Origin of the sequence: Sphingobacterium sp. xlx-130 (assembly GCF_011007405.1) — a bacterium.
GTDB classification, from domain to species: Bacteria; Bacteroidota; Bacteroidia; order Sphingobacteriales; family Sphingobacteriaceae; genus Sphingobacterium; species Sphingobacterium luzhongxinii.
This window is the reverse complement of the sequence record NZ_WFKN01000004.1, coordinates 445257-471815: the sequence shown is the minus strand read 5'-3', so window position 1 is coordinate 471815 and position 26559 is coordinate 445257. Positions and strand designations below refer to the sequence as shown.

General features: G+C 39.7%; 21 protein-coding genes. 14 read left to right on the top strand and 7 right to left on the bottom strand.

Annotation, left to right across the window (positions count from 1 at the left end; translation table 11 throughout):
• Window positions 1-324 precede the first annotated feature (324 nt).
• The 8 genes from G7B18_RS08130 to G7B18_RS08095 all read left to right on the top strand — a co-directional run bounded on the left by G7B18_RS08130 (window position 325) and on the right by G7B18_RS08095 (window position 8323).
• Window positions 325-567, top strand: coding sequence for a hypothetical protein (locus G7B18_RS08130; protein WP_164122322.1), 243 nt, complete (start codon window positions 325-327; stop codon window positions 565-567).
• 225 nt (window positions 568-792) lie between these two features.
• The gene (locus G7B18_RS08125) at window positions 793-2433 is read left to right on the top strand and encodes a vitamin K epoxide reductase family protein (protein ID WP_164122321.1); all 1641 of its coding nucleotides are present in this window, start codon (window positions 793-795) and stop codon (window positions 2431-2433) included.
• A gap of 219 nt (window positions 2434-2652) precedes the next feature.
• Entirely contained in the window at window positions 2653-3012 is a 360-nt protein-coding gene (locus G7B18_RS08120) for a low-density lipoprotein receptor class A repeat-containing protein (RefSeq protein WP_164122320.1), read from the top strand.
• A gap of 70 nt (window positions 3013-3082) precedes the next feature.
• A complete protein-coding gene (locus G7B18_RS08115; RefSeq protein WP_164122319.1) occupies window positions 3083-4237 on the top strand; it encodes a TlpA family protein disulfide reductase in 1155 nt (384 codons plus the stop codon).
• A gap of 98 nt (window positions 4238-4335) precedes the next feature.
• Window positions 4336-6522 (top strand): peptidase domain-containing ABC transporter, encoded by a 2187-nt coding sequence (locus tag G7B18_RS08110; protein ID WP_164122318.1) that lies wholly within the window; start codon window positions 4336-4338, stop codon window positions 6520-6522.
• 4 nt (window positions 6523-6526) lie between these two features.
• Complete coding sequence (locus G7B18_RS08105; protein ID WP_164122317.1) at window positions 6527-7804, top strand: HlyD family secretion protein; 1278 nt, start codon at window positions 6527-6529, stop codon at window positions 7802-7804.
• A gap of 3 nt (window positions 7805-7807) precedes the next feature.
• Window positions 7808-8050: a hypothetical protein gene (locus tag G7B18_RS08100; protein ID WP_164122316.1), complete on the top strand. Its 243-nt coding sequence runs from the start codon at window positions 7808-7810 to the stop codon at window positions 8048-8050.
• Between the two features lie 42 nt (window positions 8051-8092).
• Window positions 8093-8323, top strand: a complete 231-nt coding sequence (locus tag G7B18_RS08095) for a hypothetical protein (RefSeq protein ID WP_164122315.1) — start codon at window positions 8093-8095, stop codon at window positions 8321-8323.
• Between the two features lie 35 nt (window positions 8324-8358).
• Here the strand turns inward: G7B18_RS08095 and G7B18_RS08090 are convergent, their stop codons facing one another.
• Window positions 8359-9549, bottom strand: coding sequence for an ATP-binding protein (locus G7B18_RS08090; protein ID WP_164122314.1), 1191 nt, complete (start codon window positions 9547-9549; stop codon window positions 8359-8361).
• 167 nt (window positions 9550-9716) lie between these two features.
• Here G7B18_RS08090 and G7B18_RS08085 point away from each other — a divergent pair, with 167 nt between their 5' ends.
• Together G7B18_RS08085 and G7B18_RS08080 are read left to right on the top strand one after the other, a co-directional pair.
• Window positions 9717-10349, top strand: a complete 633-nt coding sequence (locus tag G7B18_RS08085; RefSeq protein WP_164122313.1) for a YIP1 family protein — start codon at window positions 9717-9719, stop codon at window positions 10347-10349.
• 57 nt (window positions 10350-10406) lie between these two features.
• Window positions 10407-11459 carry a TlpA family protein disulfide reductase gene (locus G7B18_RS08080; RefSeq protein WP_164122312.1) on the top strand — a complete coding sequence of 351 codons (1053 nt, stop codon included), beginning with the start codon at window positions 10407-10409 and terminating at the stop codon, window positions 11457-11459.
• A gap of 170 nt (window positions 11460-11629) precedes the next feature.
• On the opposite strand, the gene G7B18_RS08075 is transcribed toward G7B18_RS08080, so the two are convergent.
• From G7B18_RS08075 to G7B18_RS08050, 6 genes are all read right to left on the bottom strand, one after another.
• On the bottom strand, window positions 11630-12445 hold the full coding sequence (locus G7B18_RS08075) for an endonuclease/exonuclease/phosphatase family protein (protein ID WP_164122311.1): 816 nt from the start codon (window positions 12443-12445) through the stop codon (window positions 11630-11632).
• Between the two features lie 10 nt (window positions 12446-12455).
• Window positions 12456-14024: a DUF5689 domain-containing protein gene (locus tag G7B18_RS08070; RefSeq protein WP_164122310.1), complete on the bottom strand. Its 1569-nt coding sequence runs from the start codon at window positions 14022-14024 to the stop codon at window positions 12456-12458.
• A gap of 23 nt (window positions 14025-14047) precedes the next feature.
• Window positions 14048-15604 (bottom strand): SusD/RagB family nutrient-binding outer membrane lipoprotein, encoded by a 1557-nt coding sequence (locus tag G7B18_RS08065; protein WP_240452800.1) that lies wholly within the window; start codon window positions 15602-15604, stop codon window positions 14048-14050.
• 5 nt (window positions 15605-15609) lie between these two features.
• Complete coding sequence (locus tag G7B18_RS08060; RefSeq protein ID WP_240452799.1) at window positions 15610-19029, bottom strand: SusC/RagA family TonB-linked outer membrane protein; 3420 nt, start codon at window positions 19027-19029, stop codon at window positions 15610-15612.
• Between the two features lie 181 nt (window positions 19030-19210).
• Window positions 19211-20407 (bottom strand): FecR family protein, encoded by a 1197-nt coding sequence (locus G7B18_RS08055; RefSeq protein ID WP_164108694.1) that lies wholly within the window; start codon window positions 20405-20407, stop codon window positions 19211-19213.
• Between the two features lie 86 nt (window positions 20408-20493).
• Window positions 20494-21054, bottom strand: a complete 561-nt coding sequence (locus G7B18_RS08050) for a sigma-70 family RNA polymerase sigma factor (RefSeq protein ID WP_164108695.1) — start codon at window positions 21052-21054, stop codon at window positions 20494-20496.
• Between the two features lie 359 nt (window positions 21055-21413).
• Between G7B18_RS08050 and G7B18_RS08045 the strand changes: the two genes are divergently transcribed.
• From G7B18_RS08045 to G7B18_RS08030, 4 genes are all read left to right on the top strand, one after another.
• Window positions 21414-22706 carry a MutS-related protein gene (locus G7B18_RS08045; protein WP_164108696.1) on the top strand — a complete coding sequence of 431 codons (1293 nt, stop codon included), beginning with the start codon at window positions 21414-21416 and terminating at the stop codon, window positions 22704-22706.
• A 90-nt stretch (window positions 22707-22796) separates the two neighbouring features.
• Complete coding sequence (locus G7B18_RS08040; protein ID WP_164108697.1) at window positions 22797-24617, top strand: serine hydrolase; 1821 nt, start codon at window positions 22797-22799, stop codon at window positions 24615-24617.
• Between the two features lie 222 nt (window positions 24618-24839).
• Window positions 24840-25382 (top strand): RNA polymerase sigma-70 factor, encoded by a 543-nt coding sequence (locus G7B18_RS08035; protein WP_164108698.1) that lies wholly within the window; start codon window positions 24840-24842, stop codon window positions 25380-25382.
• 37 nt (window positions 25383-25419) lie between these two features.
• A complete protein-coding gene (locus G7B18_RS08030; protein ID WP_164126300.1) occupies window positions 25420-26538 on the top strand; it encodes a FecR family protein in 1119 nt (372 codons plus the stop codon).
• Window positions 26539-26559: the final 21 nt, after the last annotated feature.

Below are 26559 nucleotides of genomic sequence, written 5' to 3'. Positions count from 1 at the left end.
TTTATTTGGGAACATAAGAGTTTTTCATTGGCTATTGCTCTTTTAAATACTATTAAAAATTGTCATGTTTCAAAACGATCAAAGATTTAGCTGTGTCAAAATAGAACCCAATTGTAATATAAAAATTTTCCCAAGATAGAACTCACGATAGAACTATAGAATTTGTTTATAAAAATTCGAATAAAAAAGTCCAAGCCGGTTGCAAACGATCTTGGACTAGCAGAAGGCTCTCTGTAAAAGGCCCTCTTAAGATATCCAAGAGTGAGTGGATATCAATACTTAATTTAATTTTTCAAATTTATGAAAAAAATTAGTTTTAAAAGCTTGTCAAACGAACAAACATTGACAAGAGATGAATTAAAAGGAATTATGGGGGGTAATACTCCTGGCACTGGAACTATTGATGATGGTGATACTAAAGACAACTGTATTGCTTGTGTCTCCGAAAGTGGAATGTCAAGTTGTTGGTTCACAAAAGACTCCCCTTCCTCTCTATGTGAGAGAGTGTACCCTGGGCAGAGCGGTTCTTGGTACATGGTTGGATGTGATGGATGTGTCATGGGGTAAGAGATGATGTAGTTTAGGTCAGGAATAACAACTAACTCCCGACCTAAACTACATCAAATAACAATTTGGCAAGCAAATTTTAAAAATTATAAAAATAATCATAGTAAACATTATTAAAGGAATATTTATCCCAAAAACATTATTTCTATTAATAAAAATAATTTGAGAAGATTCATTTGCTTATTCAGATTGAATACAAAATAACCAGAAATCAAAGAAACTGTTATGAGCATACTAAATCTGTTCACTGTTAAAAAAGAGAATGACATTTTAAACATCAGCAAATTTCTGCTTCGGGGATTGAATGTCAAATTCACAAGCAAAAACTTATCCGACAAATTAGTCAACCACGCGGAATACCCTTCATTACTCTCTTTAAAAGATATTCTTTTCGACTATAGTATCGAATCTGCTGCTATTAGAAAAGGAGAATATAGCTATAGTGATTTTGAAACGCCTTTTATCTGTTCGATCCAAAAAGAAGGATGGTCAAAACCAAGCTTTACCATAGTCACTAAGGCAGAAGATAACGGTATAGAATACCTTGAACCCCTATCAAATTCAATTCAAAGCATCTCCTTACAAGATTTTGAAAAGATAGACAAGAACATTATCCTCTTGATGGACACATCCGCTGCCAAGGATGAGCCAAATTTGGAAACAAATAGAACAAAAGAACGCGCACGTAAAGTATCCAAGCGAGTTCCAGTCTATTTGACAATTTTAGCACTTATCACCTCAGTTGGTTTTAGTTTATCCTCCCCTTTTGGAATAGAGAACGGAATAGGAATAGGATATATTCTAACCTCTTTCATTGGGCTTCTTGCATCGTCTCTACTGTTATGGCACGATATAGACGCACACAATCCCTTTCTTAAAGAGGTCTGTGGTGGTAACGCCAAAAAGATGAACTGCAATGCGGTATTAACCTCATCCAAAGCTTCCTTCCTTGGCTTGAGTTGGTCGACATGGGGATTCGCCTATTTTGCATGCTTCTTTGTGACGCAAATCCTGTTTCCAGCTAATATATCTTTTATAGCATTATGGTCAACTCTATCAATCATAGCTGCGCCATACATCCTATTTTCCATATATTATCAAGGGAAAATAGTAAAACAATGGTGTCCGCTATGTATTGCTGTTCAGGCTGTATTAGCTGTCAACGCGCTTATAGCAGTTGTATTTATGGTAAGCGGGACTTATGCTTTAACGGCCATAACACCTTATAGCACCATAATAGTTCTGTTGTTGGGATCGTCTCTCTTATTCGCAGCTTATAAAGCCATTCCTATTTTCAAAAGTGCAAACGACAGTAAGTCTTATGAAAAGAAATGGAAAAACCTAAGATATAATCCGGAGATATTCAACGCTTTATTAGACAAAGCTGAGACTGTTAATTATTCGGTAGAAAATCTCGGTATTGTAGTAGGAAACCCAAATGCTACAAATGAAATCATAAAAGTGTGTAACCCGTACTGTGGGCCTTGTGCAAAGGCACACCCTGAGTTGGAACATATTGTCAATTCAAATAACGATGTTAAAGTACGTATTATATTCACAGCCTCAGGAGAAGAAGAAGATATAAAAACACCACCTGTAGCACACCTGTTGGCTATACAGCAGAAACTTGGAGTAGAAACGGTACACACCGCATTAGACGATTGGTATATGGCTCCTAGCAAAGATTATGAAGCCTTTGCTAAAAAATATCCAATGAATGGCGAATTAAAGCAACAGACAGAAAAAATACAAGCTATGCGAGACTGGTGTAATGACATGAAGATCAGAGCTACTCCTACTATCTACATCAACGGTAGAGAATTACCAGACAATTACAATATAGCAGACCTTAAGAACTTTTTCTAGAAAAATCCGATAGATTCTTTCTGTCTATAAAAGACAAATTCTGTCAGAAAAGAAAGCCCGAGCCAGTTCGAAATGTACTCGGGCAAAAGAGAGCTCACAATTCTCTCTATTTATTAACCAAGCAATCCGAAGTGAGCGGAATGCAAAAATTAATAAACAAATGTAATCAAAATGAAATGTCATAGACAATTCTTAAGACTACAAAAAAATTAAAAACTTATGAAAAAGATTACAGTAAATGATCTAGATGCTTTGGGCATTAAAACACTGTCTAGGGAAATTCTAAAAATGACACAAGGCGGAAATACCTGTGGACCTGGTGAGTTTCAATGTGGAAATGGAATGTGCATTGATGCCGCTTTACAAATGGATGGAATAATAGACTGTCCTGATGGAAGCGATGAAGGTGCTGGAGAAAGTCGGTGCTACACAGGTGAATCGTGTACTATCTATGTAAATAGTACTGTAGGGGAACAAACAGGTAAATGTGTAGAAAATGTCCAGACTGGTCAATGTTGGTGTAAAGCTAGCAGCGGCCAGGCCCTTCATCAACCATGTGTAAAAAAAGGTAGTGTATAAAAACCTTCGTTTTAATTAATTATATATACGTTGTTTTTTGAACAACGTATATATAATAAAATCTTGACTAATGTATCTAAAATTAATAATCATAAGTTTCCTAACTTTTATATTAAATTTCAGTAGAGCACAAACAACGGATATTCTTTTACGATCAATCACTACATTAGAAAATGCAAAGCTTCTTGTAACTGTCTACGATGGAGAGAACTTCGACAAAAATTTAAATATCGATACTATCATAAAACAGGACTTCGTAATCAAAACTCCATCTTACTTAAATTACTCAAAAGGCAAAATCATAGTAATAGATACATTTGAAAATCAAAGGATTGCATGGATACCCTTTGTTGTTGATCCTGAAATGAATCAGATTTTGTTTAGTGCTATCGACTCAATTCAGCAACCTAACTCAACAGATAACGTAGATTACTCTAATTCTTTGTCAAATAAATTAAACGCGGAATGGGAAAGTAAGAAAAGTAATTTAATTTTAGAATATTTAGCAAGTGATTCATCTAAAGGATATATCCCTAACTCACTTATCTATAGCTGTTATCCCTTTATATTATCAACTTTAAAAAACTCGAACGTTACAAATAACTTTAAAATACAATATCTAACTGATATTTTTAACCAAGATAAATCATTTTTGGATATTAAAGAAAATATGATATTATATTTAGAAACATTTAAATCGATTTCTCCTGAATTCATAAAAAATGACCCTAAAAGCCAAGCTTTGGAAAATATGATACAAAAAAAAATCAATTATAACGACATCTACAAAATTGGGAAAAAGGTTCCAATATTTAAAGCTTCCAAAGCTGATGGTTCATCTTTTACAAATGAGTCATTAAAAGGGCAACCTTACATATTAGCATTTTCGGCTTCATGGTGCGGCCCCTGCATGCAAAGCTTACCAAAACTAAAAGCTCTTCATAATAAATATAAAAGCAAAGGACTTCAAGTTGTTTATTTTAGTCTAGATACAAACAAAGAAAAATGGTTAACAATGATCCACGATAAAAATATAAACAGTTGGATAAATGTCTCCGAATTACTTGAAACAAATATGATTGAAACTACTAAGATGTTTAATATTCGAGGCATTCCAAATTACTTTTTAATAGATGAGTCAGGAAAAATTATTTACGATGACAAACAACTCGATGACCTGAGTTTTGAATATTTAGAAGTTTTTATAAAAAAAATTAAAATGTAGTGCTCCAATTTTAGTTTAAACAACTACATTTTTAACACTATAATTTAAAATCGTATATAACTGTATTCTATTAAGTCTATTTGTTCTTTTGAAACAACATGCTAAAACGCTTCCCCCATTATAAACAGATGGACCAGATGGACTGCGGCGCCACAAGTCTCCGTATCGTATTCAAATACTATGGGCAGCAGGTATCCATCCATAAAATCCGTAAGCTTTGCCAAACGACTAAGAATGGGGTCAACCTACTTGGTATATCCGAAGCGGCTGAAAAGCTTGGCTTCCGTACCTATGGCGTACGGTTGTCTCTCGAACAGCTCAACCAGATCGAACTACCTGCTATACTCCATTGGAACCAGAACCATTTTGTGGTACTCTATAAAATCAAGCGTGGTCGGTACTATATCTCCGATCCCGCATCTGGCCTCGTGTCTTATGATGAAAAAGAGTTTGCCAAGAACTGGTTCTCCACCAAAGAGCTGCATGAAGGGCTATCACTCCTGCTGAGCCCCGGCCCCGATTTCTATCAGATCGATGAAGAGGAGCCTGATCTAAAACTAGGCTGGAGTAAAATGTTCACCTATTTCTACAAATACAGAAAGCTCTTTGTCCAGCTAATACTGGGCATGGTGCTAGGCACACTCCTATCGCTGATCGCACCGTTCCTGACCCAATCCGTTGTCGATATCGGTATCAATACCAAGAACATCAGTTTTATCAACCTCATACTGATCGCCCAACTGATGCTTTTTGTAGGCAGTACAGCCGTGTCCTTTATCCGCTCCTGGATCATGCTGCATATCAGTACCCGGGTCAATATATCCATTCTGACCGACCTACTGATCAAGATTATGAAGCTGCCCATGAATTTCTTTGATCTGAAGACCCACGGGGATATTATGCAGCGTATGTCCGACCAGCAGCGCATAGAATCTTTCCTGACCGGCAGTACGCTGAATACGCTCTTCTCGCTGGTCAATATGCTGATATTCGGGTCGCTGTTGATCGTTTATAACGGAACCATCTTCATGGTGTTCCTTATCGCAACAGCCCTGTACACGCTCTGGATACTGGCCTTTATGAAGTATAGAAGGGAGCTGGACCATAAACGCTTCAAAATCGCCTCGGAAAACCAGACCTACATGGTGGAGATGATACAGAGCATGCAGGATATCAAGCTCAATAATGCGCAGAAACAAAAGCGCTGGGGATGGGAAGCCCTACAGGCCAAACTATTTAAATTCAAGGTGGAAAGCCTCGCCCTATCCCAATATCAATCTGTGGGATCCATGGCGATCAACCAGGTGAAGGGGATATTGATCACCTACATATCGGCGAAAGCAGTAATCGATGGCGACATTACCCTCGGTGGAATGATGGCTATACAATATATCGTGGGTATGGTATCCAATCCGGTAGAATCCCTGCTTGGATTTATGCAGTCCTATCAGGATGCCAAGATCAGTCTGGAACGGCTGAATGAGATCTATGAAACCGAGGAAGAAGAGGACATCCGAAAAGATTACCTGACCAAACTGCCGGAGGATAGAACCATTGAACTGCGCAATCTGACATTCCGGTACTACGGTGCCGGTAATGAACCGGTCTTCTCCAAGTTAAATCTATCCTTTCCTTCAGGACGTACCACCGCGATCGTGGGTGCCAGTGGTAGTGGAAAGACGACGATACTCAAGCTCCTGCTCCGCTATTACAACCCCGAAGAGGGGGAGATACTGGTCGGTGGCAAGCGGTTGGATCAGATCGATTTCGGACTGTGGCGGGATAGCTGTGGATCGGTTCTACAGGAAAACTTTGTCTATGCCGATACCATCGAGCGGAATATCGCTATCAATGACGAGTTTCCGGATGAAGAGAAGGTGCAGAATGCGGTACACATTGCCAATATGGAAGAGTTCATACAGGATGAACCTTTTGGACTGACCACCAAGATCGGGACTGCGGGCAAGGGCATAAGTCAGGGCCAACGCCAGCGTCTGATGATAGCCCGTGCGGTATATAAGGATCCGGCATTTATCTTTCTGGATGAAGCGACCAACTCCCTCGATGCCAACAACGAAAAGGAAATCGTGGAGAAACTGGACCGGTTCTTTGATCAGCGTACCGTCATTGTGGTAGCACACCGTCTCAGCACCGTGCGCAATGCGGACAATATCATCGTACTGGAAAAAGGTAATGTGGTCGAACAGGGTACACACACTGAACTGACCGCAAAACGGGGTAAATATTATGAACTGGTAAAGAACCAACTGGAATTAGGAAACTAGGAGCATGGCTAAGAAAAATTATATAGACGAAGATATACACTCGGAAGATCTACAGGAAATCATTGCAAAACCACCTTCCTGGCTTTTGCGTAGGGGAATTTCTTTTGTCCTGCTGACGATCCTGATGATCATCGGCCTTTCGGTATTTATCCGCTATCCGGAGATGGTTCCGGTATCCATGAAATTCAACACCAGCAATGCCCCAAAGGCCTTGGTCAGCAAGGTCAACGGAAATCTGGTCGGCATACTGGTTAAAGAAGGACAATGGATCGAGAAAGGAACGGATGTCGCTTATCTGGAAAGTATAGCAGACCATAAGCAGGTCATCGATATACTGGAACGTCTACGTACCATCCGTAATGAAGGTTCCTCCGTACGGGATCTGGAAGATCTGGTCTCTCCTACCGAACTTGATCTGGGCGAATTGCAGAGCAGCTATCAGAACTTCTACCTCTCCTACCTGAATTATAAGGCGGTAAACCGGGATGGTATATTTCAGAAAAGAAAGGATTTTATCCAGCATGAGGTGCAGTATGTCAATGATCAGAACAGCCGTATCAAGCAGACCTATGAGCTTCAGAAAAAGGAACTGGCGCTGGCCGAAGCGGAATATGAAAAATACAGGTTACTGGCCGACAAGAAAATCATAAGTCCACTGGAACTGCAGCAGAAGGAGGCTATTCTCCTGGCCAAGAGACAGGCCATACCGCAGATGGAAAACACACTGATCGGCAACCAGAGCAGCTTACTGGCCAAAGACAAGGAGCTATCGGAAATCAACAACCAGATGATAGAGGAAGAGAAAAAATTCTTCCAGTCGCTGAACACGTTTATATCCGATGCCGAAAACTGGAAAAAACAATATGTGATTAGCACGCCCTCCAGCGGTCAACTGGTCTATGGGGACTTCCTGCAGGAAAACCAATTGGTAAAGACGGGAGACGTCCTATTCTATATCAATGCAGGCAAGGACGACTATTATGGAGAGATACTGATACCGCAACAGGCGTCTTCCAGAGTGAAAGCGCAGCAGGAGGTATTGATCAAGGTACGGAGCTACCCGCATCAGGAATACGGCTATCTGAAAGGTAAGGTGGATTATATATCGGATATACCGGTCAAAGACAGTTTGTTCTTTTCTAGGGTGACGCTGATACGTACCGATCAGGATTCGGTCATCAAGCTAAAGCCGGGAATAATGGCAGATGCCGAAATAATCACCGAAGATCAGTCTATATTCAAAAGGATATGGTTGAATCTGACGAAATCGCTTAAGTTTTAACTCGTGTCCGATATCCCCCCTCCGAATGATTGGCAGGTGAGTGATTCGCATGAGAAAGTAGACAAGGTCGTCGTATCCCTTACTGATCCTGCATTTGCGCGAGAAGTCATAGCTGGAATACACGCAAGTCCCAAAGCCTATGTGCTGATAGATATAAAAGAACTTTTGAAGCATTTGGCAGTGACCAGCAAGAATCCTGAAGAGGTAGCGGTCGTTACCACAGTGTGGGAAGAGTTCAAGAAATAATCTGTATATTATTTACACTATACTACTCAAATTCAACAGAGTATGACTACAAGTACTGCAAAAATATCGAACGAGAAAGATGTAAAAGTTCTTAGAGAAATCTTAGAACGCTTCGGTATATCGTATGTCGTCAATGAATCCCCTGAAGATTATAAACTTTCGAAAGCTCAGATTGCTGATTTTGAAAAGACGCAAAAAGAGTTTTTAGAGGGAAAATCTACTGCCAAAACTTGGGATGATATTAAAAAAGAGCTTAATAGTGTATATGCTTAAGCTACTAAAGAGAGCTGAAAACGAGCTATTTTCATTTAATACAAAAAGCCAAATAACCACAAAGGAATCTTATGAAGGTGTCCGATCTCCATCTCATCAGCCACGACATATCCATTCTTTATATTATTTAACTGCTTATTGGTTTTATTCTTACCACCTATCTCGAAAACATAATCTCTAAAAGCGAAATCGCCGTCGGACGTGTAGTTCACATCTCCAAGGTTGGACAGTTGACTGATAAAAAAACTCTCGCGTACATTGCCAAGATTGCTGTTTTCTTTTGCTAATGAAAATTGGAGGTTAGGGTGTTGAAGAAAGATCTTTTCAGGCTTTTGCAACATCCCAATTCCCTTGGCATCCGAGTAAAGCCCTCTAATGATACGCATATCTTCTAAGTATCGGATATATTGAACCAAACTATTGCGACTCACTCCTATTCGCTCGCTCAATTTTGAAATATTGGGTTTAAAAGGGACCGACTGCGCAATGATGTATAAGAGAAGCCTAATTTTCTCAACGCTCCCCGGATTAATATCATGAAATGCCGGAAGATCGATGTTGATAGCAAGTGATATTGTTTCTGATAACTTTTGAGGATATACGGAAGTTCCTTCCAAAAAATAAGGATAATACCCATGTTCTAAATAGCTACTAAAATGAGCAAGTGGCTGGACTTTTTCGACAAAATCCATAGCTACAGCTGTATGAGAATGTATTAAATCATCGAAGGATATCGGCTTGAAAGATTCTTCCAATACGAAATTAAGATATTCCCTAAAAGACAAACCAAACAGCTCGTACATCACAGCTCTACGGCTTAAATCTCCTTTTGCACGATTGATATGCATGATTGAAGAACCCGTAAAAATCACCTTAAGTTCAGGATGATCATCATAGATATTTTTTATCTCCTGAGACCAATTGCTGTAACGATGCACCTCGTCCAATAAGAGATACTTACCGCCTTTTTTAACAAATTGGTCAGCTAGATCGGCTAAGGTGTTAGCAGTAAAATAAAGACTATCTAGGCTAGTATATAAAGTCTCCTTGCCAATAGGCAAATTCAATTTTGCATATTGAAGCATTAAAGTCGTTTTACCAGCTCCACGAGCCCCTTTAATCCCAATTAATCTACTATTCCAATCAATTCCGTCCATTAAATAACGCTTGTGCTGTACGTTGATACGTCGAAATTTCTGGTAAGACTTTTCAAATAAGGTGTCCATATTGCTCTCTACAAAAAACAAATATATCAAATTTTGCTCTTTGTAAAAAGCAAAATAACAGAATAATGGCTTTTACAGAGAGCAAAGCAGAGATAAAACTTCAAAAATCTAAATATTTTGTATATTTAAACATAATTGTAAACTTAAAAAAAAAACAATACAAACCGATGCAACAACAAATTGAAGAAAAAGGTACTCTACGTTTTATAATATCGAATATATGGACCAAACCGCGCTGGTTTTTCAACTATATAACAGATCAACGTTTTGAAAAGTACATGTGGATTCTTTTCTATTTCGGCGTACTGGCAGGAAATCTCAGTAGATTTAGAGAGATTGAGGTTGACAACATTACACCAATGTCTATCTTCATAAAGGTTTTTCTTGTAAACGCCATCCTCACCATAATCTTTTATCAACTATTTGCATTTATACTCTCGTTAACAGGAAAATGGATCTCGGGATCTGCCCAAAGCAAAGATATATTCCGTATCATGTGCTATGCTATAATACCGGGCATAGGGCTCCTTGTTTTGCATATAGTCGGTGTCTCCTTATTTGGCCCATCTTATTTTACCAAAGCATTCTGGGCAGTAAGTACAGATCAGGGTATAAATACGTTTAAAATGGTATACCAAGTCGTCCAGAGTATTCTGGCAATTAATGTTGTTTTCTTTTTTATCATTGGAATCGCGGTAACGCAGAAGTTCTCGATCTGGAAGGCAATCCTCAATATAGCGTTACCGGTCTTGATCTTCTCGGCAATCGTAGCCGCTTTCTACCTTAAAGGTTCTGTTTAAAAAATAAAGCGACAGACTTTTATACCAAAATTTCACTCGCTTAAAGCAACTAAGCTTATGACCATAAGAAAATACCTCCAACTCTTTTTGTGCTTTATAAGCTTCAATAGTGTTGCGCAAAGCCAAGAAAAGTCAACATTAGACCTTGGTGATCCAGCTCCACCGCTAAGGGTAGGAGAATGGCTTAAGGGCGATCCTATACAACAGTTGGAAAAAGGACATATCTATGTAATAGAGTTTTGGGCAACCTGGTGTGGGCCCTGCATCGCAGCTATGCCGCATCTGTCCAAATTGGCTGCTGAATATAAAGACAAGGTAACTATCATCGGGGTAGACATATATAAAGAAGAAAGTACCCCTATCGGTAAGATTAAAGCCTTTGTAGATAGTATGGGGAGCCGTATGGATTATCATGTTGCCATTGACGACAGCAGCCACATGGTAGAAGAATGGATCGTAGCCTTTGACGAGAAAAAAAATGGGATCCCCAGAACATTTGTCGTGAATGCAGACGGACAAATGGCATGGATAGGATACCCCAAAGACTTGGATACTGTATTACAGAAAATAGTAAATAATGACTGGCATATCAGTGAAAGTCAAAAAAATCGAAATGAGGAAGAATATTTCCAGAAACTACAAATGGAAACTATTTACTTTTTGAATCAATACATGAATGAGCCAAACTTATTGCTTTCCAAAGTAGACAGTTTATTAAAAAAAGAACCAAGATTAAAACACGCTCCGTATATTCCAGTTTACATTTTTTCCGCTCTACTTAAAATAGATCAAAAACAGGCCTATGAATATGGAAAAAATATCCTGACAGAACCAGATAAGGATCTTGCTGATGTCAGTTACTTTTTTATACGGGCCATCCAATTTCGCGCGGAAACATCGAGCTTAGTACCGGAAATCTACGCCTTAGGCGCAGACGCCTACGAAAAATATAGGAATGCAGACAATGTCAAAATATCAAATCTATCCAAGTACTATAATGATATGGCTAGCTGGTACTGGCTGGCCAACAATAAACCCAAGGCTATAGAAACGCAACAAAAATCCATTGAGGCATTAAAAGCAAAAAGGAATTTGCTACTGAAGACCTAGCAGTTCTTGAATCTCAACTGCAAAAATATAAAGAAGACGCCTCCCACAAGTAGTGGTAAAATATGACGGAGAGAAAGAGAGCTGAAATATGACGACAAAATAGATTTTAAATTTCCATTGGAGGATTTATTTTATCCTCCAATGGAAAACCAAACGACCTAAAATATAATCTAAAATCCGAAAATCACTTTAACAGGCCGATGATCTGAAGCATAGGACTCCGCAAGGACATGGTGCGATACAACAGTCCAGTTAGCATTCTTGACGGCAATATAATCAATCGTGCGCCTAGGTTGAATCTGAGGAACCGTATGTTCGCAGCCCTCCACACAACTGCGTCTGAACGCGTTGTCTAAGGTCTGTATAACTTTGCTATCGGGAACGGCATTTAAGTCGCCACACAGTATAACCGCTTTTTTCTCAGATTTAAAATAGTCAACGATATGTTCTATCTGTACCTGACGATTGATAGGATCTCGTGTAGCATCCAAATGTGTTGTTGCAAATATTACGGGTTGTCCTCCTACCGTTAACTGCACGGCAGCCAAAATCCGTTTTTCTGCTACCACTTTTTGCGGCAGCTGCACCAAGATTGAAGTATCGATGGATAAACGGCTCAATATCGCTAAACCATATTCTCCTCCATCATGATCTATAGCTTTGAAATAACGGTACTGATACCCTAACTTATCCGCTATCAATTTCGCCTGATTTTTATGTCCACTACGAGCTGTCCCATTATCGACTTCCTGTAAGCCAATTAAATCTACATCTGCCGATTTAATCACGCCAACAATTGCATCTATATCAATCAAATTGGGTTTACTAGGTGGGTTGGCATGATGTATATTATAACTTAAAACCTTTAGATTAGCTAAGGTTGAAGGTTCTTTTTTAGCTTTTATCGCGCAGCCGCCTAAGAAGGCTATCGAAAAGATAAAAAAGACAAAACTTCTGAATGGGTGTAGTCGCTTACTATTTTTCATACCTAACATTCTATTCGATCACTTTTGTTGCGTACCAACCTTCATTTGTCCCATTTGCTTCCGGGAACTCGCCTTCTATTTCCTCTATAGTCGACTGCTTTGACAGATCGACTGTTCGCTGCGACCGCGCCTTTACCCATCTGCCCAAACGTACGTTGTACTCGCCACCTAATTTATAAAACCATCCTACACCTGAAGGAGCAGGTCTTGCAAGGTAAATGGTATTAGACCCTTGCTTGTAAAACGGCTGCTGCTGTAATGTTACTGGATTTATAATATCGTACCAATCCGTATTTGCAATCCGTAAACCTGCTTGTTGACCGACATTCAATATGGCACCATTATATCCGGTGACGATTACATCGACAGGAATCGAATTCTTTGTCACGGTCGTTCCTTCAAATACGGCTATCGCATCTGTAAAAGCACTCGTACCATTTAAAAACAAATCTGTATTTACATCTCCAAAACCATCCCCCTTGACCGATCCGGTTTTCCTAGACACGATCCAGTTCGCATCTGCTATAGAGGTCGACTCGACCCCATTAATAAGCTTGGCCGAGTTACCCACGTAGAAGTAGGTTCCTTTTTTAACCTGTCCACTTTTAAGATCAAATTTATAAGAGCGCTTACCTCCAGCAGCCCAACCATTCATAGGAACACCTGTAGGTTGATAGCCCGAATTGGTATTGTGTGTGACAACAGAATACGGTGTTTTAGAAAAATCAACATCCTGAGTGGCCAAAAATTGAATATACTCTCCATCTAGATCAGTACCTTCAACATCTCCTATATAACCGGAAATAACGATAGCCGCACGACTTACGGTAGAGCTTAAGACCGTGATGTCCGAATCTCTACGAATCCGTAAATGTGGAATCCACTTACCTTCGACCTGAGTGTATCCTACTACGCCAAAAAAATTAGCCATACCTGGGAGCACTTGCTGCGCAAAGGTCGCTGAAGCATCCGTATGTAGTACAAAATTATCAAAACCATCGTTAACCAACCTATCACCAGCATAGGTATCTGTTGGTTCAGGTATCGGGTCAAAGCCTCCCTTTACAATAACCAGCTCTGTACTTTCATATTTATCCGGGTCAGCTAGAATATAGCTGCTCGGCACTCGATTGACTGCAATAACACGACCTGAAGCAATTTTATTTATAGCCGATTTATCAACACCTTGAATAACCAAAAGACCGCTTTCGCGCTTCATCACGCCGCCGATAAGGTTAACGCGCACCGAATCTCCTGGTACATATTCTGCTGCTGCATCACCAATCTGTATGGCTATCCCTCTAAGCTCATTGAGACGCAATCTATCTTGTACCATAAGTAACCCTGTAGGTAGGTTCTTACCGGAATGATCAGAGACCACCGTACCCGTGATACCTGTAGCACCCAATAGCGTCTCATCGGTCAGTTTCAGATCCTGACCTTTATAAAAACTGCGCAGATCATATATCGCGATATCAGGATTGACAGTAGCCCCAGGAAAATTACCCACGGTATCGCAGCCCCAACAACAAATTAGTATTCCTACACAAAAAAACACATTGAAAATATACCTTTTCATAACCTAAAGTATTTAATAAAGTATTAAGGCTTTTGCCACCAAACTAATGTATTAATATCATCTGCACCCATATTTTTTACAGCATCCCTGTAGTTTTGAGCATTCGCAGATTGAATATATACGGGGTAATTGAGTCGTACAGGCATCTTCCCACCATTTCTCAGACCCGCTCCTTTGGGAAGAACAGGGTGACCTGTGCGTCTCTGTTCAAACCACTGCTGAAAATCTGTCAGGAAAAGCACATAATATTTTTGCAACTGTATGTTTGCCATTTTGCTCGCCGCATCTCCGGCATCCAGCGGCAGATTATCATCCCACTGTAGACCAGCAGTTGCTACATAATCGGTAAACTCCTGATTATTGATATCTGTGGTAAATTGAGGAACCCAATAATTAATAGAATTTGCAATTGCCTTGTAATAACTCTCTGCAGCATCTCCTTGTATCCATCCTTTTGCTATAGCCTCGGTTTTGATCAGCTCCACCTCTGCATAAGTCATCAATATACCAGCCAACTTACTCTTCTGTAAAGAAAACTCTGAACCTCCAAAGGAATAAAAATAAGACTGCTTTAACTCTTTACCACCTGGCTCATAGCCGCTGTCTACACCTAAAAAACCAGATGACCCAGGCGCTATCCCAAGTCTATTACGCGTATCTTTGCCATATTTATTGGAGATATCAATGCGTGGATCATTCCATTCGCTTAGTTTTAAGATAAAAAAATTGCATAACGATGCAATGGTAAAATCGGCTTCTCTCAAACCAGTCACATAGGGATTGGTAAATGGATCTGTCGTTACTACATCGCCTGTCCATTTTACAGTAGCTGACTGTCCATTGCTCTCAAAAATGGGGTACTTCAACGTATTATCCTGCAATATCTCTTTAATTTTGGTTGTTACTTGGGCTTTTACCTCATCCTTAGACGAAACCCGCAACAATAACCTAAGGTACAAGCTATTGCCAAACCTTCTCCAGTGATCCACATTACCTGCATATATAGGATCACTAAGTGGTACGATTTCGTCTTCATTTTGTGCTAATAATGAATTGGCTTCTTCCAGCTTCTCAAACAAACTTAAGTAGATATCCTTCTGCTTATCAAATTTCGGTTCCATTATGCCTTCTTTTCCTCTGTTGGCCTCGGTGTACGGTACATCACCATAGGTATCTGTCAGCAAGGAAAAAGCCCAGGCCTCATTTATTAAAGCGACTCCTTTATAGGCGGTATTCTCATATTTGTCCGTTGAAGCAATTTGATAAATATCTCTAAAATTGGTCAGCTCAGAATACCATGCATTCCAGGTATAATCAGCCCATGTGGGTCTAAAATCATAACGAAACACGGCATTTTCATCTTCACTCTGTAGTACTGTCACCTGCATCAGCTCATTGTTAAAGTTACGGTTGCGCATCATATTGGCCTTTGCCATATTCACAATAGCGGGTGCTAACAATTTTTCTGGAGCGGGATCCAGTACACTGATCGGATCCGTATTTACCTCTTCAAAATCATGCTCGCAGCTTGACAATAAGAGGAAAAATAAGGGTAAAAACCCTATAAATATTTTTTTCATAACCATTAATTTAAGCCTACCACTAAATTAAAACCAAAAGAACGGGTGGATGGAAACTGTCCAACCTCAAATCCGGTCACAATGTCTGTCCCACTAAGTGTTCCAAATTCAGGATCAAACAAAGGCCACTTGGACCAGATAAATAGATTTCGACCATATACCCCCATGGTGACCCGCGAAAGTTTTGCCGATTTAATCCATTGCTTCGGCAAGGAATAATCGAAACGAGCCTCCCTGAATTTGATAAAATCAGTTTTGTAGGTAGCACCTTCTCCATTTGCTGTACCCATGGTAAAATTGTAAAAAGAAGTAATATCCTTCGCTATCGTTGTATTGGGACTATAGGAGCCATCACTATTCTGTACGACACCATCTCCGATAATACCGCTATAACGTCCAGGTAATGTAGCCGTAAGCTTTCCAAAATCGGCTAGACGGCCATGCGTATAAGAGTGTCCGACACCTCCCAACTGTGCATCAAACAAGACATTAAGCCTGAACCCCTTGTAGCTAAATTCTGTACCTATGCTTCCTTTATACTTCGGAATAGTATTTCCTAAATACACGGGGGTAGCTGATAATTTTGCAAGTCCTGAGTTGGCATCATAAACGACCTGTCCATCGGGCGATCTTTCAAATCCGATCCCGTACATATCCCCTAAACTGCCTCCAACTTTGGCCACAATCTGTGCACCACCAACAGCCGAAGAACGCAAGATAACGGTACTGTCTGTATTGGCCATAGACATGATTTTGTTCTTATTGTGCGAGAATGTTAAATACGTTTTCCATTTAAAATTTTTGTTCTGGATAGGTGTACCATTAATAGCCACTTCGATACCTTGATTATTAATCTGTCCAGCATTGATAATCTGACGGGTGTATCCGGACGATCGGTCTACAATACGATCTAAAATCTGATTTTTTGTATATCCTTTGTAAAACGCAACATCTAACTCTAACCTCTTCTTAAACATCTTGACATCAGCTCCTACTTCATAAGTAACGGTCTTAAGAGGCTTAAGGTCGGGATTAGGTAGGGTATTGGGATTTGTCAAGGCATTGCCGGGGTAGATCCCATTATCAGCTAATGGATAAGTGTATGCCGTACGATACGGAATAGTACCACTGCTTCCTGTCTGGGATAAGGACAGTCTTGCCTTTACCATATCAAAATATCTCGGCATACTGAAATAATCAGACGCTACGAAACTCAAACTCGCTGAAGGGTAAAAAAAACCAACATTATTTCGCCTTACCGGATTAGCTAACGTACTACTCCAATCTTGACGAGCCGTCAAATCCAGATAAAGATAGTCTTTGTACGAAGCAGACATCAATCCGTAAACGCTATTGATATGAAACCTACTGGTATCTGGAATAACAACAAGATCGTAAGCCGCATTATCAAAACTGTACAGATTAGGCTCGATCAAACCATCTGCTCTCTTCTCGTCCTTGTAATACCTATTTCTTAGTAAGCTTCCTCCCAGTGATGTATTAATCTGAATATCCTCGTTAATTTTTTTATTATACTTTAACAGGAAATCTGCTGTTATTTCCTGAACGTCAATATCCTGTGTACGATACGACCCTTTCGGCAATCGGGCTGCAGTCCAGGGACGTTTCTGCTTTCTTAACTCTTCCGAGCGATCCATCGTGGCACGTAGCTGTAGACTTAATTCTTTTGTAAAATCATAATTCAATTGCACATTTCCCATCAGCCCGTTGCGATTCGATCCATTTATAAACTCGTAAGAGATAGCGTAAGGGTTTTCTGGGGATGTCGTAAAGACATCTTTCAATTCTTCGTTTTCTTTGCCTTTAACCCAGTAATCATTGAGCCAATTAATGTCACCATTGGGTACCCAGAATACATACCAATACATCACAGACTGGTTGCCATACCCCATACCAGGAAGATTGTCACTAAACTTATTCGTATAATTAGCTTTAACAGAAAGATTTAACTTAGAAGTCAATTTACTATTTGCAGAAAGAGATAAGTTGGTTCTTCTATACCCCGTATTTGGAATGATCCAGTCGTTATCTGCATGCGTAGCGGAGAATCGGTAGGTTGTCTCTTTTACTCTTCCATTAATACTTAGCGAATTGGTCCATGTTTGTCCCGTCTGAAAAAAGTCTCTGACCTGATTTTTATAAGGCACCCAAGGAGTGGGCTCCAAACCCGCACTTTGCGTCTCTGGATTATATTGGATAAAGGACTGTCCGTTGAAACGTGGTCCCCAGGCCAAACTGGTACCACTATTAGTACCGTACACATAGGTTGAGGCGCCATTTAGCCCCTGGCCGTATTCGTACTGCAAGTCTGGCCATCGATTGGGCTGTTCAAAAGCTAAATTGCTATTGTAGGTAATACTAGGTAATTTATCTTTTTTCTTATTTCCTGATTTTGTTGTTACAATGATTGCACCATTTGCTCCGCGCTGACCGTATAATGCAGAAGCCCCTGGACCGCGCAACACAGTGACACTTTCAATATCTTCGGGATTGATGTCATTAATACCACTACCAAAATCTGTAGGTTGCACACCATCTTCAGGTCCAGCAGCATTGGACCCCGAAGCTGTACGCCTGCCACTACCGCTATTTAATACGACACCATCAACGACGATCAGAGCCTCATTTTCTCCGGTTAAGTTATTCTCTCCTCGTAAGATGACTTTATTAGATCCTGTGGGGCCTCCATTTGAGCGCACCATATTCAACCCTGGTACTTTACCAGACAAAGCATCCAACCAATTGCCGGATACGGCGTCTGTCAATTGGTTGCTATCAATTTTTGTAATAGCATAGCCCAAAGCCTTTTCTTCCCTTTTTATCCCCAAAGCTGTCACCACAACTTCATTCAGCTCTTGCTCATCCTCTTGCATGGTAACCTGCAACTGTCGCTGTTGACCTACTACGAGTTCCTTTTGCTTAAACCCAAGCAAACTCATCATCAACACATCCTGCGCATCTTTTACAGTGATACGAAAACTACCATCTGCAGCACTGATAACAGTTTGGTTATTGGATTTGTTACGGATGGTCACCCCTGCTAACGAATTGCCTTTACTGTCGCGCACTTGCCCAGTAATAATCATTTCTTGGACTTTCGCTACTGTCGCCTTGCGTTGAATAACGATTGTATTTCCATTTAATACATAAGTCAACTGTTGATTTTCAAAGATTTTATCCAAAATCTCGGTAACTGTTGCATTTTTTAAATTTAACGTAACAGAAGCTGTACCCTCTAATAAACGGGCATTATAGGCAAAATTGTACGTCGACTGTTTCTCGAGTGTGGTCAACACATTGAGCAATGTAGTCTGCTTTTTTACGATCGTAATGCGCTGCGCAAAACTCTCTGCACTAGAAAACTGCAAAAACACAGTAATCATCAAAATCCCAACTAATTTCATAATCAGTATGATTCTATTTGATATGTAAGCGTTCTTCTTACATATTAAAATGTTTTTTTTATACATTTGATATGGGTTATATCGTATTCAATATTTAATAAATTCGATTGTTAGTTGAATCAGGACCCAGCCTTTAATCGGGAGAGTTGTCACCTCTCTCGATTTCTTTCATAACCTAAGCTTATTTCATTGCAGTAACCCTCCTTCCTTGAATCTTGAACCGCACGGATCCTGTGAGTTCTAGACTTTTCAGTAATTCTTGCAGACTTGTTGACTTAGAAAATTTACCTCCAAACTCAACACCATTCATATCTCCGCTGTAATCTACCTCTACATCATACCATTTCGATATCATGGTCATTAGCTCATGGATAGGTGTTTTCCTGAAGATGAAGTATCCGTTTTTCCATGCTACTATAGGGTCAGTATCAACCTGGGCTACTAAAAGCTTTCCATTTTCAGAAATAGCTTGTTGACCGGGCACCAATATCCGCTTGGTATGACCTTGGATTACGCTAACAGACCCCTCCAGCAAAGTGGTATACACCTTAGCCTTGTCCGCATCGGCAGCTATATTAAATTCAGTCCCCAATACCTGTACCTTGGTATCGCCTGCTTTCACCACAAAAGGTTTTTCCTTATTACTTGCGACATCAAAATAAGCTTCCCCTGAAAGCTCCACATCGCGGGTCCCTCCTACAAATTGAGCAGGGAAGCGTAATGTAGAATGGGCATTTAACCAGACGGCTGTCCCATCCGTTAATAACAATTGATAGTTGGCCCCCACGGGAGTGCGGATAGTATGGAATGTATGCTTCGTTGAATTTTTATCAGATAACGCTCCTTCTTTCAACGTATAAACCAGCCGCCCGATACTGTCTCTATGCAACGAAATCCCATCGATATCGTCCAAATCATCTTTTAGCGCTCCTTCGAGATCGACAATTGTACCGTCGGCCAGCTCAAGAGTTGCCTTGTCCTGACCCGGTGGAATTAGGTCTACAGCTTCTGTAACCGCAATAGTCGCTTTCTGCTGACTTAAGTATTTATAGGTGAAAAGAGCTAATGGGAGAAGCAAGGACAATATGATTGCCGCGTACTTATAGATTTTTTTCCATTTATTTATTTGAGGTTTTTGGGTACTAGGTGCAATTCTTTCCTGAACGATTTCCCAGCTTTTGGTCCGATCTGCTCTACCAAAGTCTTGCAGCTTCCTAGAGACCTGTTCGGCATTTGTCAACTCATCAAAAAACAGTTTATTTTCATCCGATGCGTTTACCCAGGTCATCAGGATCTGTTCTTCCGTATCAGTTAACCCTGCTTTCAAATACTTAGCGCACAACTCGCCTATTTCATAATATTCTTCAAATCTATCCATAGCGTCTTATACAGTAAAGACACTTATACAGAAGAAGAGGATAAAGAAATCTTAAAAAAATAAAAAAGACGGAATGGTATCACTGTCTACAGGTTATACAGCGAGAGGACCAATGCGAGGATATCCGGCCGAAGCTTTAGCTTCAACAAGGATGTGGCTTTTTGTTTTTGCTTCTTAAGCGTATTTATCGAGAGGCCTAATTCTTCGGCTATCTCGATATTATTTTTACCTTCAACAAATGCCAACCAAGATAATGTTCTGTATTTCTCGGGCAATGCATTAATCGCGGTATGAATCTCAGACAACATTTCTGCTGTAATTATCGCCTCCATGGTACAACGTGCTAAAGGTTCACCTCCAGTTTGCATGTCTGCAAAATTTGCCACGACCCTTTCATGCCGAATCTGGTTCAAGCTCAAATTTCTTACGGTACTGTATAGGTAATTTTTAATCGCCGGTAAATCTTTAGAAATAGTATCCTTGCTCGTCCAATAGCGCACAAAGGCCTCTTGTACAATATCCTGCGCTTTCTCTACATCAGCTAGCATCTGTAGACTAAAGAATACCAATCTATCATGATATGTATCAAATATCATTTGAAAATCTCGGATCCCAGCATCCACCCTACCTGTAGCACTGCTCATCATATTGGTTTTCTATCTAGGTCTACTGCTAGTAATCGATTTTATTGATTTAAAAAATCACTTTTAGTTACTGCAATTAAAATTAATAAATTTCGGATACATTTCCATATTCTTTTGCTAGATAGCGTGTGCTAAGCTACAGCAATAATAAAAAGTTAATGTTAGGTAAGTATGAATAAATAATTAGCATTTTAGTACCTCAACCAGCTGGCAGACTCGAGTCATACGCCGAGACCAAGAAAAAAACAGCTTTCTACAAGATCAACTATCTCATGAGTAAAGATATTAATACAGGTAAGGCTAAATACTTATAAAAAAAGCTTAACTTGTAATCTAGATGTTTCTTATTGGATTGTGCACGAATGACCATAAACAATACACAAGACTTATTTTTATCAAAAGATATACTTCCTTTATTTGACTACACGCTCAATCCAGATAGCAGGTCGAAACTAGAACAGCTTTTACAACAGCCGCTCTCGTCCGTCGCCGAGATTAAAGATAGACAGGCTATACTCGGACAGATAATTGCTTCCAAGCCGCTATGGAACGAATATGAATATCGTAAAATAGAGTATATCGATACGCATCGGTTTCTGTCTAGCTTTCCGCTAGAGGATCTAACCCAACAGGATTATATACGCTATCTCTTCAAAAAGAGAAAGAGAAATGTCCTATTGGGGGAATACCAGCAATTGATTTATTTCCTGGCGAAAATCGAACAGCAACTAAGGGATAATCTGAATATCAAAGCTTTTCCAAAATATTACCAGGAAGAGATTCGATTCATCCTAAACTATTTGCGCTCATTCCGATCGAAACACTATAAATCAAAGATCGGAAAAGATAAATTTGGCTATAAATCGATCCAAGAGTTAAATGCTATTGTATCTAAAAACCGTAAAAACGGTGATACCCATGCTTTCTTTGAAAAGCTCACGCTTTTAGAAGTTTATATCTCCCTAAGCAAGGGTATTTCGAAACATAAGTTCCACTTTGCTGAAATAGATGACAACCGATCTCAACTGCTTGGATTCTACCACCCGTTGCTACAAGCTCCTATCAAAAACGATATTGAAGTAGAAAATAATGTCGTACTACTGACTGGCGCCAATATGTCTGGAAAATCGACTTTGCTTAAGGCGCTAGGACTGTGCGTCTACCTCAGTCATCTGGGGCTGGCTATCCCTGCTGAAAGTGGTAAAATACCTTTTTATGGCACTATATCTGTGCAGATCAATGACAGTGATGATCTAAAAAATGGATACAGCCACTTTATGAATGAAATCGTCAAACTAAAAGATGTAGTAGTACAGGCTGAATCGGGCAAAAGATGCTTTGCTATCTTTGATGAACTGTTTAAAGGAACCAATCATGAGGATGCTCTGGCGATAAGTATAAAGACAATCCATGGTCTTCAAAAATTTAAATCTTCCACTTTTTTGATTTCGACCCATATCGCCGAACTGAAAAGTGAACTGGCTCAAAATCCGATCTCCGTCTCCCCTTACTATATAGACTGTGAAATAAAAGCTGAAACCCCTATCTTTTCCTATATCCTAAAACCAGGGTGGTCTAATCTTCAAATTGGTCAATTGCTATTCAAAAAAGAAGGCTTGAATGATTTATTAAGTTTTGTCAGAAAAAGTAAATAGTCAAAACAAAACACCTGTACTACGTGTTAATCGATTATCTTTAGGACAATTTGATGTAAAGTTCTATAGATAAGACCAATCCAATTTAACATGAAAAGACTAACTCTTGCATTATGCCTATTGCTGCATATCACCGTATTCGCTCAAAAAAAGCAGCAACCCACCTTGATTAATCGGCTAGTAAGTCTGGAAAAAACGTTTGATCAGATTCTTAAAGACTGGCATATGGCGGGATTTTCCGTAGCAGTAGTGCAAAAAGATAAGGTAATTTATGCCAAAGGTTTTGGGTATAGAGATGTCGAAAAAAAGCTACCTGTAGATGCGAATACATTATTTGCGATAGGCTCATGCAGTAAGGCTTTTACAGGAGCCCTGATCGGACAACTGGTCGATGAGAAGAAGATCGATCTGGATAAACCTGCTATATCTTACTTACCTAACCTCAAATTTTACAACGATCAAATGAACAATCTAGTCACGGTACGGGATATGCTGGCACACACAACAGGGCTACCGAGACATGACTTTTCATGGTACTTCTTCCCTTCGCATTCCAGGGACAGTCTGATCTCACGCATCCAATATCTAGAGCCTAGCAGTCCTATAAGAACTAAATGGCAGTACAATAACTTTATGTACACGGCACTAGGTCATATGGATGAGTACCTAACCAAAAATAGCTGGGAACAGGATGTAAAGCAAAGGATATTCATCCCGCTAGATATGTACCGATCAAATAGCACGCTAGCTGAATGGAAGGCAGACCCCAATGCTGCTGTAGGATATACGGTCAAGAATGATAGTGCTATTAAAAAAATGGATTACTACGACATTGCAGGTATGGGACCTGCAGGCGCAATAAACAGCAGTGCCAATGATATGGCCAACTGGCTAAAAGCCTGGATAAACGATGGCAAATTTGAAGAAAAAGAGGTCATACCAGCTCGCTATAGAAGGGAAGCTATTTCATCTCAAGCTATTGTAAGCCCAGGCGTACCGGGCAAAGAAAAACCGGATCTAATGTTTTCTAACTATGGTTTTGGCTGGGGTATTTCAAGCTATAAAGGTCACTACCGTGTAGAGCATGGGGGTAATATTGACGGTTTTAGTGCGAATACAGTCTTCTTCCCGACCGACAGCCTAGGTATCGTGGTACTGAGCAATCAAAACAACTCCTCGTCTATCCATGCCATCCGAAATATAATTGCCGACGCTGTCTTAGGTCTACCCTCTTTTGATTGGAACGCTGATCTATTAAAGGAGCTAAAAAAAGCTAAATCGGCAAAAGACTCGACAGACGCTGTAGCAGCAGTCGAGACCAACCGTCCTGCGACTCACCCATTAGTAGACTATTCGGGATCTTACCTGAATCCAGGATATGGAACGGTCAAAATCGATTTGATAAGCGACTCCTTATTTGTAACTGGTTCTAAAAAATTCTGGTTAAAACATAATAACTTTAACAGCTTTGACTTGATCTATGTAGACCCTAGCGATGGAATAGACCCGAAGGCTGACGGCACGATGACCGCTCAATTCAACCTGAACACTCGTGGCGAAATCAGCAACCTTAGCATCCCACTAGAAGGTAGTACTAAGCCTATCGATTTTAAACGGCAACTGGGCGAAATAAAGCTTTCTGAAGAAGACCTTCAAAAGTTTGTCGGCGACTACTCCTTGTCCGATATGACTGTAAAACTATTTGTCAAAAACAACAAAACGCTTTATGCACTGGTACCTGGGCAGCCGGAATACGAGCTGCTGGCTGTAGGGAAAGACAAATTTGCGATAAAAGTACTACCTGAATATTATCTACAATTTGCGGCTAACGCACAAGGGCAGGTTATTCAGGTCACATTCATGCAGCCTAACGGAAATTACATCGCAAAAAAAACAAACACAAACAACTGACACAGGAAAACAAAAAACATAAAAATACGGTATTACAAACGTCCCACCTGTGGCATATTGAAAATTAAGATGGTCTAACCTATAAATTGATCCATCACTTTTAGTGACGAACAAACGTCGGTGTCGAAGGTAATCTAGCGATAGTTTTTTAAGTAGATTTTATCTAAATCGATTTTTATTGATATTTTAGACCTCCAGGTGGAGAATCAGATGTTAAAGAAAATGACCGATATAGAATGGGAAGGTGTTTTGGAAGCTGTTATGTCCAAGGACGAAATAGCTTTTAAAAGGATTTTTTTTCACTTTTACGACAACCTCCTGCATTTTTCACTATCTATTACAAAAAATACGGAAGTATCGGAAGATATCGTGTCTGAACTGATGTCAAAAATCTGGACAAATGCAGACAAATTTCAACAAGTATCTAACTTAAAGACCTATTTATTCCAAGCAGTCAAAAACAGTTCTCTCAATTACCTATCCCAACAGAAAACCCGAACACTGTACCAAGCGTCCGAATTGGAAATACGACACCCCTATACGCCGGAACAACTGATGCTAAGTAAGGAGTTTGGCAAACAACTGGAGGAAGTAATAGACAAAATGCCCCCTAAGATGAAAATGGCTTTCACCTTGGTAAAGGATAATTCGCTAACTTACAAGCAGACGGCTGAAATAATGGAAGTCAGTATCAACACGGTCGATCGACATATTCAAATGGCATTAAACCATATTAGAGACTTTCTAAAAAAAATAAACAACTAACAACCAGGCAATTGAAAAAAAACTAAATTTTATATTGGTGATTTTTGTCTCTTGGCTTGTCTTACCTACAAATAGCCAAGAATACACCATGCACGAAGACCATTTTTACGAGCTTGTACATAAATATCTAAAGCAGGAAATTACTCCAGAAGAGCAGTCTCTTTTAGAAAGAAATCTGGAGGAAGATGGACAGCGACGTATCTTATTTGATGTACTAACAACGTCAAGCGTAAAAAAGAGTTCATTAGCCGAGTTACAGTCCAAATTTGACAATATAATATCTTCTGAGAAGAATACACTTTCCACTTCGCGGAGAAAATGGTTAAAATTCCCTATTTATAAAATTTCAATCGCTGCGGCGGCTGTTGTTGGTGCTATTTTTCTATTTATAGTACCCCGACTACAAAACAAATCGGTAGATGCTCCAGCCTTGGCACAGACTATAAACACCAAAAATGCAGAGCGAAAAAAAATTATACTACCAGACAGTACCGAAGTCTGGTTAAATAGTGGAAGTACAATATCTTACCTTCCTTCATTTGGAAAAACAGATCGTGACATAGAATTGGACGGAGAAGCTTTTTTTGATGTAATGCCCAATAAGAATTTGCCCATGATCATAGCTGCAAAAGGAATCAAGGTCAAGGTCGTCGGCACGTCTTTTAACATTAAATCGTATCATGACGAAAACTCCTATGAAGCAAGTCTCGTAGAAGGTAAAATAGAATTGTACGTAAGTGATCAGGATAAATCAAAAGAGCAGGTATATCATCTCGTACCCGGGGAAAAAATAAAGATCCTGGACAATACAGCTTCTTATGCTTCGAACAAACAATCGTTCCCGGAACAAGCAGAATTCCGAGAATATGAAATTCTTAAATCTTCATTCCGTAAAGAAAATCAAGATGAAACACCGTCAGAAATAGCATGGAGGGAAGATAAATTAGCCTTCGATAGTGAAGCATTATCAACGGCCTTATTAAAGATGGAAAAATGGTATGACGCGAAAATAGAATTGCAAAATACAACACTGGCCCAACTTGCCATCTCGGGTACTTTTACAGAAGAAAGTGTAGAGGAGCTACTGAAAGTGTTACAAATGGGAGGGGCTCAATTCAGATACAAAAAAATTAATGAAAAAATTATTATTTACTAACATAAAAATCAATGGTGATGA

Bases quoted from the DNA above. Each gene is read 5' to 3' on its own strand.
- G7B18_RS08125 (WP_164122321.1), top strand. From the start codon at position 793: ATGAGCATACTAAATCTGTTCACTGTTAAAAAAGAGAATGACATTTTA.
- G7B18_RS08120 (WP_164122320.1), top strand. From the start codon at position 2,653: ATGAAAAAGATTACAGTAAATGATCTAGATGCTTTGGGCATTAAAACA.
- G7B18_RS08115 (WP_164122319.1), top strand. From the start codon at position 3,083: ATGTATCTAAAATTAATAATCATAAGTTTCCTAACTTTTATATTAAAT.
- G7B18_RS08110 (WP_164122318.1), top strand. From the start codon at position 4,336: ATGCTAAAACGCTTCCCCCATTATAAACAGATGGACCAGATGGACTGC.
- G7B18_RS08105 (WP_164122317.1), top strand. From the start codon at position 6,527: ATGGCTAAGAAAAATTATATAGACGAAGATATACACTCGGAAGATCTA.
- G7B18_RS08095 (WP_164122315.1), top strand. From the start codon at position 8,093: ATGACTACAAGTACTGCAAAAATATCGAACGAGAAAGATGTAAAAGTT.
- G7B18_RS08090 (WP_164122314.1), bottom strand. From the start codon at position 9,549: ATGGACACCTTATTTGAAAAGTCTTACCAGAAATTTCGACGTATCAAC.
- G7B18_RS08085 (WP_164122313.1), top strand. From the start codon at position 9,717: ATGCAACAACAAATTGAAGAAAAAGGTACTCTACGTTTTATAATATCG.
- G7B18_RS08080 (WP_164122312.1), top strand. From the start codon at position 10,407: ATGACCATAAGAAAATACCTCCAACTCTTTTTGTGCTTTATAAGCTTC.
- G7B18_RS08075 (WP_164122311.1), bottom strand. From the start codon at position 12,445: ATGAAAAATAGTAAGCGACTACACCCATTCAGAAGTTTTGTCTTTTTT.
- G7B18_RS08070 (WP_164122310.1), bottom strand. From the start codon at position 14,024: ATGAAAAGGTATATTTTCAATGTGTTTTTTTGTGTAGGAATACTAATT.
- G7B18_RS08065 (WP_240452800.1), bottom strand. From the start codon at position 15,604: ATGAAAAAAATATTTATAGGGTTTTTACCCTTATTTTTCCTCTTATTG.
- G7B18_RS08060 (WP_240452799.1), bottom strand. From the start codon at position 19,029: ATGAAATTAGTTGGGATTTTGATGATTACTGTGTTTTTGCAGTTTTCT.
- G7B18_RS08055 (WP_164108694.1), bottom strand. From the start codon at position 20,407: ATGGATAGATTTGAAGAATATTATGAAATAGGCGAGTTGTGCGCTAAG.
- G7B18_RS08050 (WP_164108695.1), bottom strand. From the start codon at position 21,054: ATGATGAGCAGTGCTACAGGTAGGGTGGATGCTGGGATCCGAGATTTT.
- G7B18_RS08045 (WP_164108696.1), top strand. From the start codon at position 21,414: ATGACCATAAACAATACACAAGACTTATTTTTATCAAAAGATATACTT.
- G7B18_RS08040 (WP_164108697.1), top strand. From the start codon at position 22,797: ATGAAAAGACTAACTCTTGCATTATGCCTATTGCTGCATATCACCGTA.
- G7B18_RS08035 (WP_164108698.1), top strand. From the start codon at position 24,840: ATGACCGATATAGAATGGGAAGGTGTTTTGGAAGCTGTTATGTCCAAG.